Genomic DNA, 15,567 nt, shown 5'->3' on the forward strand with positions numbered 1-15,567 from the left:
GGGTTCAGGCGGGCACTTTTTTACGGCACTCATCCATTGCTCGAGCCGCCACCGCGCCCATCACGCCGCCCACGATCGGCGCCAGCCAGAACAGCCAGAGCTGTGCCAGGTAATCAACTCCGGCAAACAATGCCGGCCCGGTGCTGCGCGCAGGATTGACCGAGGTGTTGGTGACGGGGATCAGGACCAGGTGAATCAAGGTCAGCGCCAAGCCAATGGCAATCGGGGCAAAGCCAGGCACCGCGCCGGGTGCGGTCACACGCAGGATGATGAAGACGAAGAAAAACGTGGCGATCAGTTCGGCCAGCAATGCAGCCTTCATGTCGAAATGACCGGGACTGAGCGGGCCATAGCCGTTGGCAGCAAAACCGCCCACCGAGAAATCCGCCTGCCCGTTGGCAATCAGGAACAACGCGGCAGCAGCAGTAATCGCCCCCGCAACCTGCGCCAGGATGTACGGCAGCACATCAGCGCCCTCGATACGGCGCCCCACCCACAGGCCGATGGTCACCGCCGGGTTGAAATGACCGCCGGAAATACCGCCCAGCGCATAGGCCATGGTCAACACCGTCAGCCCGAACGCCAGGGAAACCCCCACAAAACCTATACCCAACCCGGGGAACGCAGCCGCCAGGATGGCGCTGCCACAGCCGCCGAAGGTCAGCCAGAAAGTACCCATGAACTCTGCAGTCAAACGTTTTTGCACAATCAACTCCCATTGCCGCTCAAGTGCCGTCGCCACGGGAGGTGGGCGGCCCGAGGCGACGGTAGCAATGGGTATCAATATATCGTGTAGGACTTGTCTGGTCTTAGCGGCTTACAACGCCCTGCCCAAATTTCCTGATCGCCAGGCAATACCCGATCAGGGCTACCGCCGCCAGCAACCCACCGGCCGCGCCGATCCAGGCGAAGCCGAACTGGCTGCCGACCCAACTGCCCATCAGCGCGCCGCCGCCAATGCCGATGTTGTAGATGCCGGAGAACATCGCCATGGCCACGTCAGTGGCGTCGGGCGCCAACACCAGCACCTTGGATTGCATGGCCAGGCCGAAGCCCATGATCGCCATGCCCCAGAAAATGCTCAGCACCACCAGGTAAGATTCGGCTCCGCTCAAGGGCAGCAGCAACGCCAGGCAGGCGCTCAGGATAAACACCGCGCCCACCACGAACAGGTGCGGGTTGAAACGGTGCACCAGGCTGAACAGCAGCGAGCCGATGATGCCCGCGCCGCCGAACACCAGCAGGATCAGGGTCACCGCGCTGCCGCTCATGCCGGCCACGCCTTCGACAAAGGGCTCGATGTAGCTGTAGGCGGTGAACTGCGCAGTCACCGTCATCGCGGTGAGCACATACAGCGCCACCAGCGCCGGGCGCTTGAACAGCAGTGGCAGGCTGCGCAGCGAGCCGGAGTTCTGGCTCGGTAACAACGGCAACGTACGCGCCAGCCAGAACACCAGCGCAGCGGCGAACGCGCCGATCACCAGGAACGTGGTGCGCCAGCCCATGGCCTCGCCCAGCAGACGGCCCAACGGAATACCCAGCACCATCGCCAGGGAAGTGCCAGTAGCCAGCAGGCCGAGGGCTTGCACCTGCTTGCCTTCCGGCGCCAGGCGCACCGCCAGCGAGGCGGTGATCGACCAGAACAGCGCATGGGACAAAGCAATGCCGACCCGGCTGAGCATCAGGATGCCAAAGCTGGTGGCCACACTGGACAGGACATGGCTGGCGATGAACAGGCCGAATAGCACGATCAGCAGCTTGCGCCGCTCCACGTTGCGGGTCAGCAGCATCACCGGCAGCGACGTCAGGGAGACGATCCAGGCGTAGATGGTGAGCATCAGCCCGACGCTGGACACTGGCATGTCGAAGCTGGCGCCGATGGCACTGAGCAGCCCGACGGGCACGAATTCGGTGGTGTTGAACACAAACGCGGCCAACGCGAGGGCGAAGACCGGTTGCCAATTGGCTTGGGGCGTTGCGGCTGAAATGCTCATTGAAGGGCGCGGTACTCGGACGATGATCAGACGGCCACCCAGGACAAGCGCCGCCGCCGGGCATTCTATAGGTTTCCGGCCCGGCTGTTGACGCTCATCCCGCTCAAAATCACCTCAACCGGGTCAGGGTGCGGTCATGATGAGCACGTAGACCCCGATTGAATGGGCTTGCCGAGGGCATCCGCTCGTATATACCGCTGGTCGTAACAGCGACAAGGCCTTCGGCGTAGATCAAGGGTCCACCTGCCCCATCAATTCCGGAATCGACTCCGGCCGATTCGCATAACGCTGTGCCAACGCCGCGCACACCATCAACTGGATCTGGTGGAACAGCATCAGCGGCAGGATCAGCACGCCCATGCTCGCCCCGGCGAACAGTACCTGGGCCATCGGCACACCGGTGGCCAGGCTCTTTTTCGAACCGCAGAACAGGATGGTGATACGGTCTTCCTGGTTGAAACCGAACGCCTTGCCCAGCACCGTGGAGGCCACCAGCACCAGGCCCAGCAACACGCAGCACGCGACCACCAGGCCGCCCAGTTCCCACAGTGGGATCTGGTGCCAGATGCCTTCATTCACCGCTTCGCTGAACGCGCCGTAGACCACCAGCAGGATCGAGCCCTGGTCGACGAATTTCAGCCAGGACTTGTTGCGGCCGACCCACGCGCCGATCCAGCGGCGGGCGATCTGCCCGGCGATAAACGGCAGCAGCAATTGCACGCTGATTTTCAGGATCGCGTCGACCGTCGAGCCGCCCTCGCCGTGCACATTGAGCAGCAGCGTCACCAGCAACGGTGTCAGGAAGATGCCGAACAGGCTGGACGCCGCCGCGCTGCAGATCGCCGCCGGGATATTGCCCCGCGCCAGCGATGTAAAGGCAATCGCCGATTGCACCGTGGCCGGCAAGGCGCACAGGTAGAGCATGCCCATGTACAGGTCTTTACCGATCAGCGGCGACAGCACCGGCTTGAGCGCCAGGCCCAGCAACGGGAACAGCACGAAAGTCAGACTGAACACCAGCAGATGCAGGCGCCAGTGCCCGGCGCCGGCGACGATAGCCTGGCGCGACAGCTTGGCGCCGTGCAGGAAGAACAGCAACGCGATGGCCAGGTTGGTGACCCAGCCGAAGGCCACGGCGGTCTGGCCGCTGGCGGGCAGCAGGGAAGCGAGAATCACCGTGGCGATCAGGGTCAGGGTGAAGTTGTCAGGCAGGAAACGGGGGCGAGTCATAAGCAGGATCTTCCGGGGGTTGCCAAGAGCGTCATCGCGACTCTAACGTAACGGCTTGTTACCGACTAACGCCAATGAGCCAACAAATGCCGCCTAAAGGACATGCCAACACGGTGCGCCGTAGCGTGCCAGGCCTTTCCAGCCTGCCACGGCCGGTGTATGGGCGCACCGAATCGCTGCCCAACCGCGCCCTGACCCGCCGGCACAGTCACCCGTGGGTGCAATTGTCCTACGCGATTTCCGGGGTGCTGGAGATCCAGACCAGCGTCGGCCGCTTCGTCGCACCGCCCCAGCGCGCGGTGTGGATTCCAGCCGGTGTACCGCACCGCGTGTTCAGCTCGCCCCACACCGAAATGCGCAGCCTGTACCTGGATTGCAGCGTCACCACCTGGGCGGCGGAGCGCTGTCATGTGCTGGCGGTGAGCAGCCTGCTGCGCGAGCTGATCCGCAGCTTCAGCGAACTGCCGGTGGAGTATGCCGAGGATGGGCCGGACGGGCGCCTGGCCCAGGTGGTGCTGGATCAGTTGGCGGCGGCGCCGCACGTCGATCTGATGCTGCCATTGCCATCGGATCCGCGCTTGCGGTCGATCTATCGCAGCCTGAGTGCGCACCCGGAACAGCAAACTACCTTGGGCCAGTGGAGCCAGAAACTGGGGGTGAGCGAGAAGACACTCAGTCGGTTGTTCTTGAGCGACACCGGGCTGACGTTCCGCGCCTGGCGCCAGCGCCTGCGGTTATTGAGCGCCCTGCCCGCCCTGGAGCAAGGCGAGCGGGTCACGGATGTGGCGCTGGGGTGTGGCTATGAGTCGACGTCGGCGTTTATCAATGCGTTTCGGCAGCAATTCGAGGCCACGCCCGGTGAGTTTTTCCGCTGACATCAACTGCCATTGCCGCCATGAGCCTCTTCGAAGAAGTAGTCCTTCCAACTGGCGGCCTTGTTTTTCAGCACGCCCAGTGCCTGCAATTTCTCGGCGTAGATGTAGGTACGCTGCGGCACGATGGTGAAGTCGATTTCCGGGTCCTGGACGATTTTTTCCACCAGGTCCAACGGCAACTTCGACTGCTCTACGCGGATATACGCCTTGGCTGCCGCTGGCTTGTCAGCCTTGATGATCGTCTCGGCTTCGGCCAATGCGTCATAGAACGCCTTGTAGGTCTTGGGGTTCTCGTCGTGGAATTTCTGCGTGGTGTAGAGCACGTTGAACGTGGCCGGCCCACCGAGGATGTCGTAGGAACTGAGCACCTTGTGCACGTTAGGGTTCAGCAGTTCCTGATACTGGAACGGCGGGCTGGAGAAGTGCGCGTTGATCTCCGATCCCCCGGCAATCAACGCGGCGGTCGCATCGGGATGGGCCAGGCTGATGGAGATGTCGTCGAACTTCTTGAAGTTGGCATCGCCGAACTGCTTGGCGGTTTCGATCTGCAAGGTGCGCGACTGGAAACCCACACCGGCGGCGGGCACGGCGATGCGGTCTTTTTCGCTGAAGTCCTTGAGGGTCTTCACGTTGGGGTTGTTGGTCAGCAGGTAGTTGGGCATCGAGCCCAGGGAGGCGATGGCCTTGACGTTCTGCTTGCCCTTGGTGCGGTCCCACAGGGTCAGCATCGGCGGCACGCCAGCGGAAACCACGTCGAGCGCACCGGCCAGCAGCGATTCGTTCATCGCGGTGGCGCCGGAAATGCTGTTCCACTCCACCTGGATATCCAGGCCCTGCTCCTTACCGTGCTTTTCGATCAGGTGTTGGTCGCGCACCACGTCGAGGATCAGGTAGCCGATGCCGAATTGCTGGGCGATGCTGATCTTGCCTTCGGCCTGGGCGCCGATGCTGATCAGGGCCGTCGCAGCCGCCAAGAGGGTCAGGGAGGAGCGCTTGAAAGTCATGGGAGTCTGCCGCGTTTTTAAGAAGGTGATGGAGCCTAGCGACGATTTTTAAGAGTGGAAAAGAATATCGGGATCTATTGTTATGCAAATGGCCCACAAACCAGCCCCCGGCTGCTATTGTGCCGCGCTTTGAAAAACTGCCGAACCAGCGAGGAAATGGACGTTGAACACTGACGAAAAAATGACCGGGGACCTGTTCGAGGTGGATAAGCGCCTGTCACTCAAACCCGTGGTGGACTTCAACGCCTACCTGCGCAGCGCGTTCGGCGACGGCCCGTGCAGCTGCATCCGCTGCACCGATGGTAACGGCGATGAAAACGGCTATGCGTTCCAGCACAGCTTCACCTTCGACGGCAAACCCACCCAGCGCCGCTTCGCCACCACGGCGGGCAGCGATGTGTTGCAGGTGTTGAAGAAAGCCTGGTTGTCGTACACCAAGGCCGAATTGCCCCTGAGTGGTGTGCTGGCGCTGGATACGGTGAAGGAGTTTGTCGAGCCGCAGTTGCACAAGCGGTTGGTACCGCTGTTTTTGGCCAGTGGGTTGGTCAAGGATGTCGACGGTGCACTGCATCTGCAGCCACAAGCGGCCTGATTGCTCGCGCAGTAGGTCAATGGGCAGCGCGACTCTGGGCCAGCAGGCGGTCGACCACTTGCTGCAGACACACGTGCTCATCGGCGCCCGAGGCCCGGGCGTCGGCATGGCAGCGCAATTGATCGACGGCGCTGTTGCCTGACGCCAGCAACCTATGCAGGTCATCAAACACCTGAGGCTCGCCCATGGCCCCGGCGGTGGCCGCGAAGATGCGTTGCGCCTCTAGCAGCCACTGTTCAGCAGTGCCCATCGTCCCCTGGTCATCCAGCGCAAAGCTGCCCGCAGCACCGTAGCGCTTGGCCTGCCAGCGATTCTCCTTGAGCAGCCAGCGCGCCTCGGCGGTGAACCCGGCGCCGGGATGTTCCAGGGCACAGGCATGAGTAACCATTACCCGAAACAAGGTGGCGAGCACCAACGCATCCGCCAGCCTGGGGCAGGCATCGGTCATGCGCAGTTCCAGGGTGGGATAACGCGCCGCAGGCCGAATGCCCCACCACCCGTTGCCATCGGCCTTGATCGCACCGACGCGCTGCAGCAATGCCAAATAGCCCAAGTACGCCGACCAATCGGTGAAGTGCTCGGGAACGCCCATGCGTGGCCACTCATCGCACGCGGCCTGGCGATAGCTCATGAACCCTGTGGGTGCGCCCTCCCAGAACGGTGACGAGCAACTGAGGAGCAGCAATAACGGCAACCAGGGCGAGACCTGATTCATCACCGCGATGCGGTCGATTCCGGCCGGCACCTCGACATGCACGTGCAACCCACAGAGCACACTGCGACGCGCGACGTACTGGATGTCTTCGAACAATTGCTGGAAATGCACGCGGTCGGTGGCCATTTGCTCGCGCCATGCCGCCAAGGGATGGCTGCCGGCACAGACCACACCGAGACCGAATGCGCCCAAGGAGCGGGCGAGGTTGTGGCGCACGGTGGCCAGGTAATCCGCCGCCTCACTGCTGGCCTTGAACACCGGGGATGCCACCTCAATCTGGCCCTGGAACATTTCGAGGGCGAAGCCCGGGCCAATCGCCTGCCGGCAGGCCGCCAGCACCGCCGCCGACGGTTCGCCGACCATGTGCCGCGTGTGCAGGTCGGTGATGAAATATTCCTCTTCGATACCGAAAGTGAGCATGACCTTCAGCGCAGACGGGTGACGGTGAGCGCGACCACCGCAATCCGCTCTACCCGCTCGTAGCCCGGCTTATCCAACTCTTCGCCAAATACGTCAGGGTCCAGTTCACGGTAGGTCCAGCCGAACGCATCGCTGCCGAGCAATGGCTTGACCGCCGCCAGGAACGGGTCCTCGCCCGCGACTATCGCCACACCGGTATACAGCACCAGGCTGCCACCAAGGGCCAGGCGCCCCAGGGATTCGCCGGCGATGCGCACCGATAACTGCTCACCCAATGCACCGCCACCGTGGCGATAGGCGCGTTGACGGTCATCATTCATGTACGGCGGGTTGGCCACGATCAAATCGAACTCGCCCTCCACGCTTGCCAGCACATCGCTGTGGTAGGCGCTGACATTGCTCAGCCCGGCCAGCTCGGCATTCACGGCGGTCATGCGCAGGGCGCGCGGGTTGATATCCACCGCCAACACCTGCGCGTCATGTCGAGCGCGGCCGATCACCAGTGCCCCCACACCCGCGCCGCAGCCGATATCCACGGCGCGCTTGAGCGGTTCGAAGCGCTGTTGCAGATGGGCTTCGATCACCTGGGCGAAGCGGTAGCTGTCGGGGCCGAAGAACACGGCATCCGGTTCAGTGGTGGGGTATGCGGAATGCGCAAACAGAAGATCGTCCAGGCTGGACCAACGCACCGCGCTGCGCCACAGCGCGCCATGCGGTTCGACGACATCGGCTTGTTGCAGGTCCTCGCGGAAGGTGTCGGGCACCAGGTCGCGGTCAAACGGCATCGACCAGCCGAATACGTCGCGAAGGTCCGATGCCTGGGAGGCAGCCCGACGTTGATAGACGCGTTCGTGGGTCAAGGGCGTCGGGGTGATGAAACGGTAGCCGCGCTGCTTCAACCTGCGGCCCAGGTTCAACAGGGCGCGATCGGCCAGGTGTTGTGCAAACATGGGAAGTTCCTTAGCGCAATCGCGCGCGCAATTGAATAAAGCGGCGGGTCGCGTACAACCCGGCGGGCGTGCAATGGCGTCGCGCCGACATCCACGGGATCAGTGCGTTGAGCTGCTGTTGATCGGACAGGTTGCACAATGAATCAACCAGCGCCTGGGTGTCCGGGTCCGTCGGGCGTTGCTGCTCGCGGGAAAACCGGCTGCCGCGCCCGGGCCGCACGGGCGGCACACGTTTGTCACTGATCCAGTCGCCGGCGATCCAATCATGCAGCACCTGTTTTTCATAGCCGCTGAACACGCCGAACATCGCCGCGCCCGCGCCCTCGATCAGTTGCCAGAATCGACTTTCGGCCGGGTCCTGGTTGCGCTTGATCCAGCCCTTGTCTTCCAGTGCCTGGAGAAAGGCGCCGATCTGCCCCGGCTGACCCAGCCACTGGTTGACGGTCTTGCCTTCGAAGCGGCAATAGTCCGAGTGCATGTGTTGGCCGAAGCTGCGCTTGCGCTCGAGCATCGCGACCACTTCGTCCTGCAGGTTGAAACCGCTGATAATCGCGGTGGTCCCCGGGCCCAGGTCGTTGAGGCGGTACCCCTCGGCCACCCGGCGGTAGAAATCCGCCCTGCCCTCGCCCATCGGCAGCAGGCTCAGTACCGACTGCGCTGCCTTGCAGGCGTGGCCGCTGCTGGCGTTGTCGATGGTCACGTGCAGGGTGAAGTAATACGGATCGATGCCCAGTTCGCTCAACTCGTAGGCGGTGATCAACAGGTGCAGGGGCAACTGTTCGTAGCCCAGGTTGAAGCCGATGATCTCCGGCAGGAAGTCCTCGGCACACAATCCCAGTGCCAGTTGCAGGGCACCTTGCAGGTAGTGCACATCTTCGAGGCCGGCGTCGCTATCGGCATCGTGTTCGTTGAGCAATTTGCGGTAGATCACCACATGGTTCTGTGCCGCTTCACCGTCACCCAACTCTTCAAGGTAGGTGGTGAGCAGGCCGTCGAAACTCGGGGCGTGCCAATAGCGCAGCAGGCCGTTCAGCCAAGCGCCGTCGACCTGTTTGGTGGGGGCGACGTGCTGCAGGAAATACAGCGCATGGGCCTTGTTCTGAAAATAGCGACGTGGTCGACCTTGTTGGCGTTGTTCAAGGTAATCGGCATAGGCTTGGGCCACCTGCGCGCAGCGCTGCTCGACCCAGGCAGGCAGTTGCTCGGCCATCTCGGGCAGATCGCTGGCGGCGTCTCGCATTTGCGTCAACTGCGCCAGCAGGAAATCCCGCGCGATCTCTTCGGCCCCCTGGGCTTCACCGTAAAGCTGTTGGTACAGCCGCTGGTATTGGCCGGGCGCCGAGTGGGTGATAGAGGCCGGTTGGCCTGACAGCGCTGTAAGAAGCGTCATGATGGCAGTTTCCGCAAAGTCCGATACAACCAGGCCTCCCCGACAAGGAGGCCCCGCAAGAGCGCTCAGTACCACACGCTTCTAAAGTGAAGAGCATCGGGGTGTGCGGAAAATTCAATTGGGGTTTGAAAGCTGCGGATCGGCGGTCCGCGCTCGGTTTTTCGCCGGCGCGGATATGTTGAGAGAACACATGTGGTGAGCGGGCTTGCCCCGCTCACCACACTTAGCAGTTACAGGGGTGTTTACTTGCGCGCCGCCTCCCACTGTTTGAGCAGATCGTTGTAGCCCACGGTCTCGCCTTTCGGCTTTTCGTCGGCCAGTTTCGGTTTCGGCGCGCCCGGCTGGTCGAACCAGTATTGCGCGTCACGCTCAGGGTTCATTTTCGGGCCACACACCGGTTGCACCTTGGAGCGTTCCAGGCGCGTCATGATCGCGTCCTGCTCCTTGGCCAGGTTATCCAGCGCCTGTTGCGGAGTTTTCTCGCCGCTGGCGGCGGCGGCGATGTTGCTCCACCACAGTTGCGCCAGGCGTGGGTAGTCCGGCACGTTGGTGCCGGTCGGAGTCCACTCGACGCGGGCCGGGCTGCGGTAGAACTCCACCAGGCCACCGAGTTTCGGCGCCATGTCGGTCATGGCCTGGGAGTTGATGTCGGACTCACGGATCGGCGTCAGGCCGACGATGGTTTTCTTCAGTGAAACGGTTTTCGAGGTCACGAACTGCGCGTAAAGCCAGGCCGCGAGTTTCTGTTTCTCAGGCGTCGACTTGAGGAAGGTCCAAGAGCCTACGTCCTGATAGCCCTTCTTCATGCCCTTTTCCCAGTAAGGTCCCACCGGCGACGGCGCCATACGCCATTTCGGCGTGCCGTCGGCATTCACCACTGGCAAGCCCGGTTTGGTCATGTCGGCGGTAAACGCGGTGTACCAGAAGATCTGCTGGGCGATGTTGCCCTGGGACGGCACCGGGCCGGACTCGGAGAACGTCATGCCCGCCGCTTCCGGCGGCGCGTAGGCTTTCATCCAGTCCACGTATTTCTGCGTGGCAAACACTGCGGCCGGGCCGTTGGTGTCGCCGCCACGGGTGACGCTGGAGCCCACCGGGTGGCAGTCCTCCACGCGAATGCCCCACTCGTCCACCGGCAGGCCGTTGGGCAGGCCCTTGTCGCCGCCACCGGCCATGGAGAACCAGGCATCGGTGAAGCGCCAGCCCAGGGACGGATCTTTCTTGCCGTAGTCCATGTGCCCATACACGCGCTTGCCGTCGATTTCCTTGACGTCTTCGCTGAAGAACTTGGCGATGTCTTCATAGGCCGACCAGTTCACCGGTACGCCGAGGTCGTAGCCGTATTTTTCCTTGAACTTGGCTTTCAGCTCCGGACGCTCGAACCAGTCGGCGCGGAACCAGTAGAGGTTGGCAAACTGCTGGTCGGGCAACTGATAGATCTTGCCGTCCGGCGCGGTGGTAAAGGAAATGCCGATAAAGTCCTTGATATCCAGGGTCGGCGAGGTGAAATCCTTGCCTTCGTTGGCCATCAGGTCGGTGATGGATTCGGTCTTGCCGTAGCGAAAGTGCGTACCGATCAGGTCCGAGTCGTTGACCCAGCCGTCGTAGATGTTCTTGTCGGACTGCATCTGGGTCTGCAGCTTCTCCACCACGTCGCCTTCCTGCAACAGGTCGTGGGTCAGCTTGATCCCGGTGATTTCAGTGAAGGCCTTGGCCAGCACCTTGGACTCGTACTCGTGGGTGGTGAGGGTTTCCGACACCACGTTGATCTTCATCCCACGGAACGGTTCGGCGGCCTTGATAAACCACTTCAATTCCGCCAACTGCTGTTCGGCCGTGAGGGTGGACGGTTTGAACTCGCTGCCGATCCATTTTTTCGCGGCATCTTCGTACGCATCGGCCCAGGCCGAAGCGCTCAAACCGCTCATAGCCAGTACGGCGGCCAATGAAATGCTATGTCGCAGCTTATTGTTCTTATTCAACATAGAGACCTCCTGGTTGTTTATTCATAAGGGCATCAGCCCCAACGCATCACACTCAACAGCCATACCAGGGAGAGCGCGGACGCTACCCAGATGCTCCAGTCGGTAACGCCGATCACCAGCAAATGCAGGTAGGCGCTGCCGAGAAGACCGATAAACAAACGATCACCACGGGTGGTGCTGATCGGCAAAAAGCCCCGCCGGGGGATACTCGGCGAACGCAGCTCCCAGGTGGCCATGCCCGCGAGGATCAGGGCTATGCCGCCAAAGAACAGCGCGGTGGGGGTGGTCCAGGCCATCCATTCCATCATCGACTCCTCAGACCCGGCCCAGGGCAAAGCCCTTGGCCACGTGGTTGCGAACAAACCAGATCACCAGCATGCCGGGCAGGATAGTCAACACCCCCGCCGCCGCCAGCACGCCCCAATCGATACCCGATGCCGACACCGTGCGCGTCATCACTGCCGCAATCGGCTTGGCGTTGACCGAGGTCAGGGTGCGCGCCAGCAGCAGTTCGACCCAGGAAAACATGAAGCAGAAAAACGCCGTCACACCGATGCCGGAACCAATCAACGGGATAAAAATCTTCACGAAAAACTTCGGAAACGAGTAGCCGTCGATGTAGGCGGTTTCGTCGATTTCCTTGGGCACGCCGGACATGAAACCCTCCAGGATCCACACCGCCAACGGCACGTTGAACAGGCAGTGGGCCAGGGCCACTGCGATGTGCGTGTCGAACAGCCCAATGGACGAGTACAACTGGAAGAACGGCAGCAGAAACACCGCCGGTGGCGCCATGCGGTTGGTCAACAGCCAGAAAAACAGGTGCTTGTCACCGAGGAAGCGGTAGCGCGAAAACGCGTAGGCCGCGGGCAGTGCCACACTCAGGGAGATCACCGTGTTCAGGCTCACGTAGTACAGCGAGTTGAGGTAACCGGTGTACCAGCTCGGGTCAGTGAAGATCACCTTGTAGTTGGCCAGGGTGAAGTCCTGCGGAAACAGCGTCAGCCCGCCGAGGATTTCGGTGTTGCTCTTGAAGGACATGTTCAGCAGCCAGTAGATCGGCACCAGCAGGAACAGGATGTAGATCAGTAGCGGTATCAGCTTTCTCTTGTTCATGTTGGCGGCCTCAGCGGTTGGCGTCGGAGTGGGTCATGGCGGTGTAGAACAGCCAGGACACCAACAGGATGATCAGGAAGTACACCAGGGAAAACGCCGCAGCCGGGCCCAGATCGAATTGGCCTACGGCCATCTGGGTCAGGGTCTGACTCAAGAACGTGGTGGCGTTACCCGGCCCGCCGCCCGTGAGGACGAAAGGTTCGGTGTAGATCATGAAGCTGTCCATGAACCGCAGCATCACCGCGATCAGCAGCACGCTTTTCATCTTCGGCAACTGGATATGTCGGAACACCGCCCAGGGCGATGCACGATCAATCCGTGCTGCCTGGTAGTACACATCCGGAATCGCCCGTAGGCCGGAGTAGCAGAGCAGCGCCACCAGTGAGGTCCAGTGCCATACGTCCATGACCAACACCGTGACCCAGGCGTCCATGGTATTGGCGGCGTAGTTGTAACTAATGCCCAGGGCATTGAGGCTGTAACCCAACAGGCCGATGTCGGCGCGACCGAAAATCTGCCAGATGGTGCCCACCACGTTCCACGGAATCAGCAGCGGAATGGCCAGAATGATCAGTACCAGCGACGACCAGCGCCCCTTGGTCGGCATGGTCAGGGCGATGGCGATGCCCAGCGGGATTTCGATCAGCAGCACACAGGCCGAGTAGATGAACTGACGCAGCAACGAGTCATGCAGGCGCGGGTCGAGCAGCACCTGCTTGTACCAGTCGGCACCGACGAAGTAGCGGCTGGACTGGTCGAAGATGTCCTGCACCGAGTAATTGACCACGGTCATCATCGGGATCACCGCACTGAACGCCACCAGCAGGAACACCGGTAACACCAGCCACCAGGCCTTGTTGTTCTGCACCTTGTTCATGGCTGCACCTCCAGCAGGTAGTCGTCGGCATACACCATCAGCCATTGCGCCGGAAAACTGATGGACGCCTTGCCTTCCGGCACGGGCTTGTCTTCGGCCAGGCGCACCTTGAGCAGCGCGCCGTCGAGGTTGAGGGTGACGATCTTGTAGGTGCCAAGGTCTTCAAGATGAGTGACATCGGCCTGCAGGGCGTCAGGGTTGTACTCGTCCCATACGTGGATGAATTCCGGGCGGATGCCGACCTGCAGCTTCTTGTAGTCGGTGTTGGCAATACGTTGCTGCAACGCCTCGGACAAGGGCAAATGAGTCTCGGCAAAGCGCACCCCGCCCGCCTGGGCCTGCACCTCGATCAGATTCATCCCAGGGCTGCCGATGAAATAGCCGACAAAGGTGTGGCTCGGCCGTTCGAACAGGTCACGCGGCGTGCCGAACTGCACGATCTGCCCGCCGTACATCACTGCGATCTTGTCGGCGAAGGTCGAGGCCTCCAATTGATCGTGGGTCACATAGACCATGGTGATGTTGAATTGCTCGTGGATCTGCTTGAGTTTGCGCCGCAGTTTCCACTTGAGGTGCGGGTCGATCACCGTCAGCGGTTCATCGAACAGGATCGCCGATACGTCGTCGCGCACCAGGCCACGGCCCATGGAGACTTTCTGTTTTTCGTCGGCGGTGAGGTTGCGCGCCTTTTTGGTCAGCAGGTTTTGCAGGTCGAGGACTTCGGCAATTTCCTGCACCTTGCTGTGAATTTTCGCCTCGGCCATGCCCTGGTTACGCAGCGGGAATGCCAGGTTGTCGAACACCGTCATGGTGTCGTACACCACCGGGAACTGGAACACCTGGGCGATGTTGCGTTTTTCCGGGGTGAGGTCGTTGACCACTTGAGTGTCGAACAGCACCTGGCCTTCGGACGGGCTGAGCAGGCCGGAGATGATGTTGAGCAACGTCGACTTGCCGCAGCCCGACGGCCCGAGCAAGGCGTAGGCCCCGCCCTGCTCCCACACGTGGTTCATTGCTCGGATAGCGTAGTCTTCAGGCCCTTTCGGCGCAGGGCTGTAGCTGTGCGCCAGGTTCTGCAAATGGATCTCGGCCATCAGGCAACCCTCGCGACACGGCGTCCGGGAGCCTGGACCAAACGGCCCTGGCCATCGAACACAAACAGTTTATGGGTGGGGATATACACGCGGATCGGCGCATCGACGTCGTACTCGTGCACCCCCGGCAGGTGCAGCACCAGCAGGAAATGTTCGCTGCGCACATGCAGGAAAGTTTCCGAACCGCTGATCTCGGCGACTTCCACGGTGACCGCCAGCTCCAGGTCGTCATCGTTGCTCGGCACCAGGCTGATGTGGCTGGGGCGTACGCCGAACCGGAACTCGCCTTCGCCGATGGGACGCAGGTCGACGTTGAGTGGGAAGTGCACGAAATTGGCGAAGCTCACTTCATTGCCACTGATGCGCCCCGGCATCAGGTTGATCGGCGGCTCGGAAAACAACTCCGCGGCCAGCACAGTCTGCGGCTGGTGATACACCTCGGCCGCCTTGCCGCTCTGGATCACCCGGCCTTCGTGGAGGATGGTCGTGGTGCCGCCCAGGGCCAGGGCTTCGTTGGGCTCGGTGGTGGCGTAGATCGCGATGGTGTGGCGTGCGGCGAACAGTTCGCGCATTTCCTGACGCAGCTCTTCGCGAAGTTTGTAGTCCAGGTTCACCAGCGGCTCATCGAACAGGATCAGTTCGGCATCCTTGACCAGTGCGCGGGCCATGGCCGTGCGCTGCTGCTGGCCGCCGGAGAGTTCCAGGGGGTGACGCTGGAGGAATTTTTCGATGCGCAGCATCCTGGCGGTTTCCAGCACCTTGCTCTGGATCAGCTCGCTGGACACACCGGCCTGGCGCAACGGCGAGGCGATGTTTTCGAACACGGTCATGGTCGGGTAATTGATGAACTGCTGATACACCATCGACACGTTGCGCAAGCGCACCGGTTTTTGCGTGACGTCCACGCCGTTCATCAGGATGCGGCCGCTGTCGGGTTTGTCCAGACCGGCCATCAGGCGCATCAGGCTGGTCTTGCCGGACAGCGTGCGACCGAGCAAGACGTTGAAGGAGCCGGCTTCGAAACGCAGGTTGGCGTCGTCGATCCAGGTCTGGCCTTCGACAACGCGGGAGACATGTTCCAGGGTCAATGACATGACACGACCTTTTTATTATTGGAATGAATCTGGCCAGGTGACACAGCGAGTTTCGTGCCAAAACGACAAGTGGTTGATGTGCAAGGAAATCAGCTGAAAGCGATGTTCAGGAGTGAACAATTTGGCTGAACAACTGAACAGTCAGGGCCTTGACAATGAACAGTTCTGAACAACACTCTGACGACCAATACAGTGGAATGATTTCCAGCAGTCCGTTGCGCAAGACCCCAT

At 61.5% G+C, this 15,567-nt stretch carries 15 protein-coding genes; 2 read left to right on the forward strand and 13 right to left on the reverse strand.

Translation table 11 applies throughout. The features are described from left to right. Window positions 1-4: 4 nt before the first annotated feature. The 3 genes from aqpZ to LUU92_RS16665 form a co-directional block, all read right to left on the reverse strand. Window positions 5-706, reverse strand: coding sequence for an aquaporin Z (aqpZ, locus tag LUU92_RS16655; RefSeq protein WP_071492033.1), 702 nt, complete (start codon window positions 704-706; stop codon window positions 5-7). A 103-nt stretch (window positions 707-809) separates the two neighbouring features. Continuing rightward, window positions 810-1,994, reverse strand: a complete 1,185-nt coding sequence (locus LUU92_RS16660; RefSeq protein ID WP_093123699.1) for a sugar transporter — start codon at window positions 1,992-1,994, stop codon at window positions 810-812. Between the two features lie 231 nt (window positions 1,995-2,225). Continuing rightward, the gene (locus tag LUU92_RS16665) at window positions 2,226-3,224 is read right to left on the reverse strand and encodes a bile acid:sodium symporter family protein (RefSeq protein ID WP_071491778.1); all 999 of its coding nucleotides are present in this window, start codon (window positions 3,222-3,224) and stop codon (window positions 2,226-2,228) included. A gap of 86 nt (window positions 3,225-3,310) precedes the next feature. Here LUU92_RS16665 and LUU92_RS16670 point away from each other — a divergent pair, with 86 nt between their 5' ends. After that, window positions 3,311-4,099, forward strand: coding sequence for an AraC family transcriptional regulator (locus LUU92_RS16670; RefSeq protein WP_092245197.1), 789 nt, complete (start codon window positions 3,311-3,313; stop codon window positions 4,097-4,099). A gap of 2 nt (window positions 4,100-4,101) precedes the next feature. Here the strand turns inward: LUU92_RS16670 and LUU92_RS16675 are convergent, their stop codons facing one another. After that, on the reverse strand, window positions 4,102-5,103 hold the full coding sequence (locus tag LUU92_RS16675; RefSeq protein WP_257102330.1) for an ABC transporter substrate-binding protein: 1,002 nt from the start codon (window positions 5,101-5,103) through the stop codon (window positions 4,102-4,104). A gap of 163 nt (window positions 5,104-5,266) precedes the next feature. On the opposite strand from LUU92_RS16675, the gene LUU92_RS16680 reads away from it, so the two are divergent. Continuing rightward, on the forward strand, window positions 5,267-5,695 hold the full coding sequence (locus LUU92_RS16680) for a hypothetical protein (protein ID WP_093123719.1): 429 nt from the start codon (window positions 5,267-5,269) through the stop codon (window positions 5,693-5,695). A gap of 16 nt (window positions 5,696-5,711) precedes the next feature. Here the strand turns inward: LUU92_RS16680 and LUU92_RS16685 are convergent, their stop codons facing one another. From LUU92_RS16685 to LUU92_RS16725, 9 genes are all read right to left on the reverse strand, one after another. After that, window positions 5,712-6,830: a carboxylate-amine ligase gene (locus tag LUU92_RS16685; protein ID WP_257102331.1), complete on the reverse strand. Its 1,119-nt coding sequence runs from the start codon at window positions 6,828-6,830 to the stop codon at window positions 5,712-5,714. 5 nt (window positions 6,831-6,835) lie between these two features. Then, entirely contained in the window at window positions 6,836-7,780 is a 945-nt protein-coding gene (locus LUU92_RS16690) for a methyltransferase (protein WP_257102332.1), read from the reverse strand. A 10-nt stretch (window positions 7,781-7,790) separates the two neighbouring features. Further along, entirely contained in the window at window positions 7,791-9,170 is a 1,380-nt protein-coding gene (locus tag LUU92_RS16695; protein ID WP_257102333.1) for an iron-containing redox enzyme family protein, read from the reverse strand. 242 nt (window positions 9,171-9,412) lie between these two features. Then, on the reverse strand, window positions 9,413-11,155 hold the full coding sequence (locus tag LUU92_RS16700; protein WP_222541577.1) for an ABC transporter substrate-binding protein: 1,743 nt from the start codon (window positions 11,153-11,155) through the stop codon (window positions 9,413-9,415). Window positions 11,156-11,187: 32 nt separating this feature from the next. Further along, window positions 11,188-11,460, reverse strand: coding sequence for a DUF2160 domain-containing protein (locus LUU92_RS16705; protein WP_257102334.1), 273 nt, complete (start codon window positions 11,458-11,460; stop codon window positions 11,188-11,190). Window positions 11,461-11,470: 10 nt separating this feature from the next. Next, window positions 11,471-12,271 carry a carbohydrate ABC transporter permease gene (locus LUU92_RS16710; RefSeq protein ID WP_071491788.1) on the reverse strand — a complete coding sequence of 267 codons (801 nt, stop codon included), beginning with the start codon at window positions 12,269-12,271 and terminating at the stop codon, window positions 11,471-11,473. A gap of 10 nt (window positions 12,272-12,281) precedes the next feature. Then, the gene (locus LUU92_RS16715; protein ID WP_010209674.1) at window positions 12,282-13,148 is read right to left on the reverse strand and encodes a carbohydrate ABC transporter permease; all 867 of its coding nucleotides are present in this window, start codon (window positions 13,146-13,148) and stop codon (window positions 12,282-12,284) included. Beyond that, window positions 13,145-14,242: an ABC transporter ATP-binding protein gene (locus LUU92_RS16720; RefSeq protein ID WP_071491789.1), complete on the reverse strand. Its 1,098-nt coding sequence runs from the start codon at window positions 14,240-14,242 to the stop codon at window positions 13,145-13,147. The genes LUU92_RS16715 and LUU92_RS16720 overlap by 4 nt, the downstream gene beginning before the upstream one ends. Further along, window positions 14,242-15,336 carry an ABC transporter ATP-binding protein gene (locus LUU92_RS16725; protein WP_071491790.1) on the reverse strand — a complete coding sequence of 365 codons (1,095 nt, stop codon included), beginning with the start codon at window positions 15,334-15,336 and terminating at the stop codon, window positions 14,242-14,244. The genes LUU92_RS16720 and LUU92_RS16725 overlap by 1 nt, the downstream gene beginning before the upstream one ends. Window positions 15,337-15,567 lie beyond the last annotated feature (231 nt).

This window comes from Pseudomonas extremorientalis (assembly GCF_024584605.1).
Lineage (GTDB): Bacteria > Pseudomonadota > Gammaproteobacteria > Pseudomonadales > Pseudomonadaceae > Aquipseudomonas > Aquipseudomonas extremorientalis.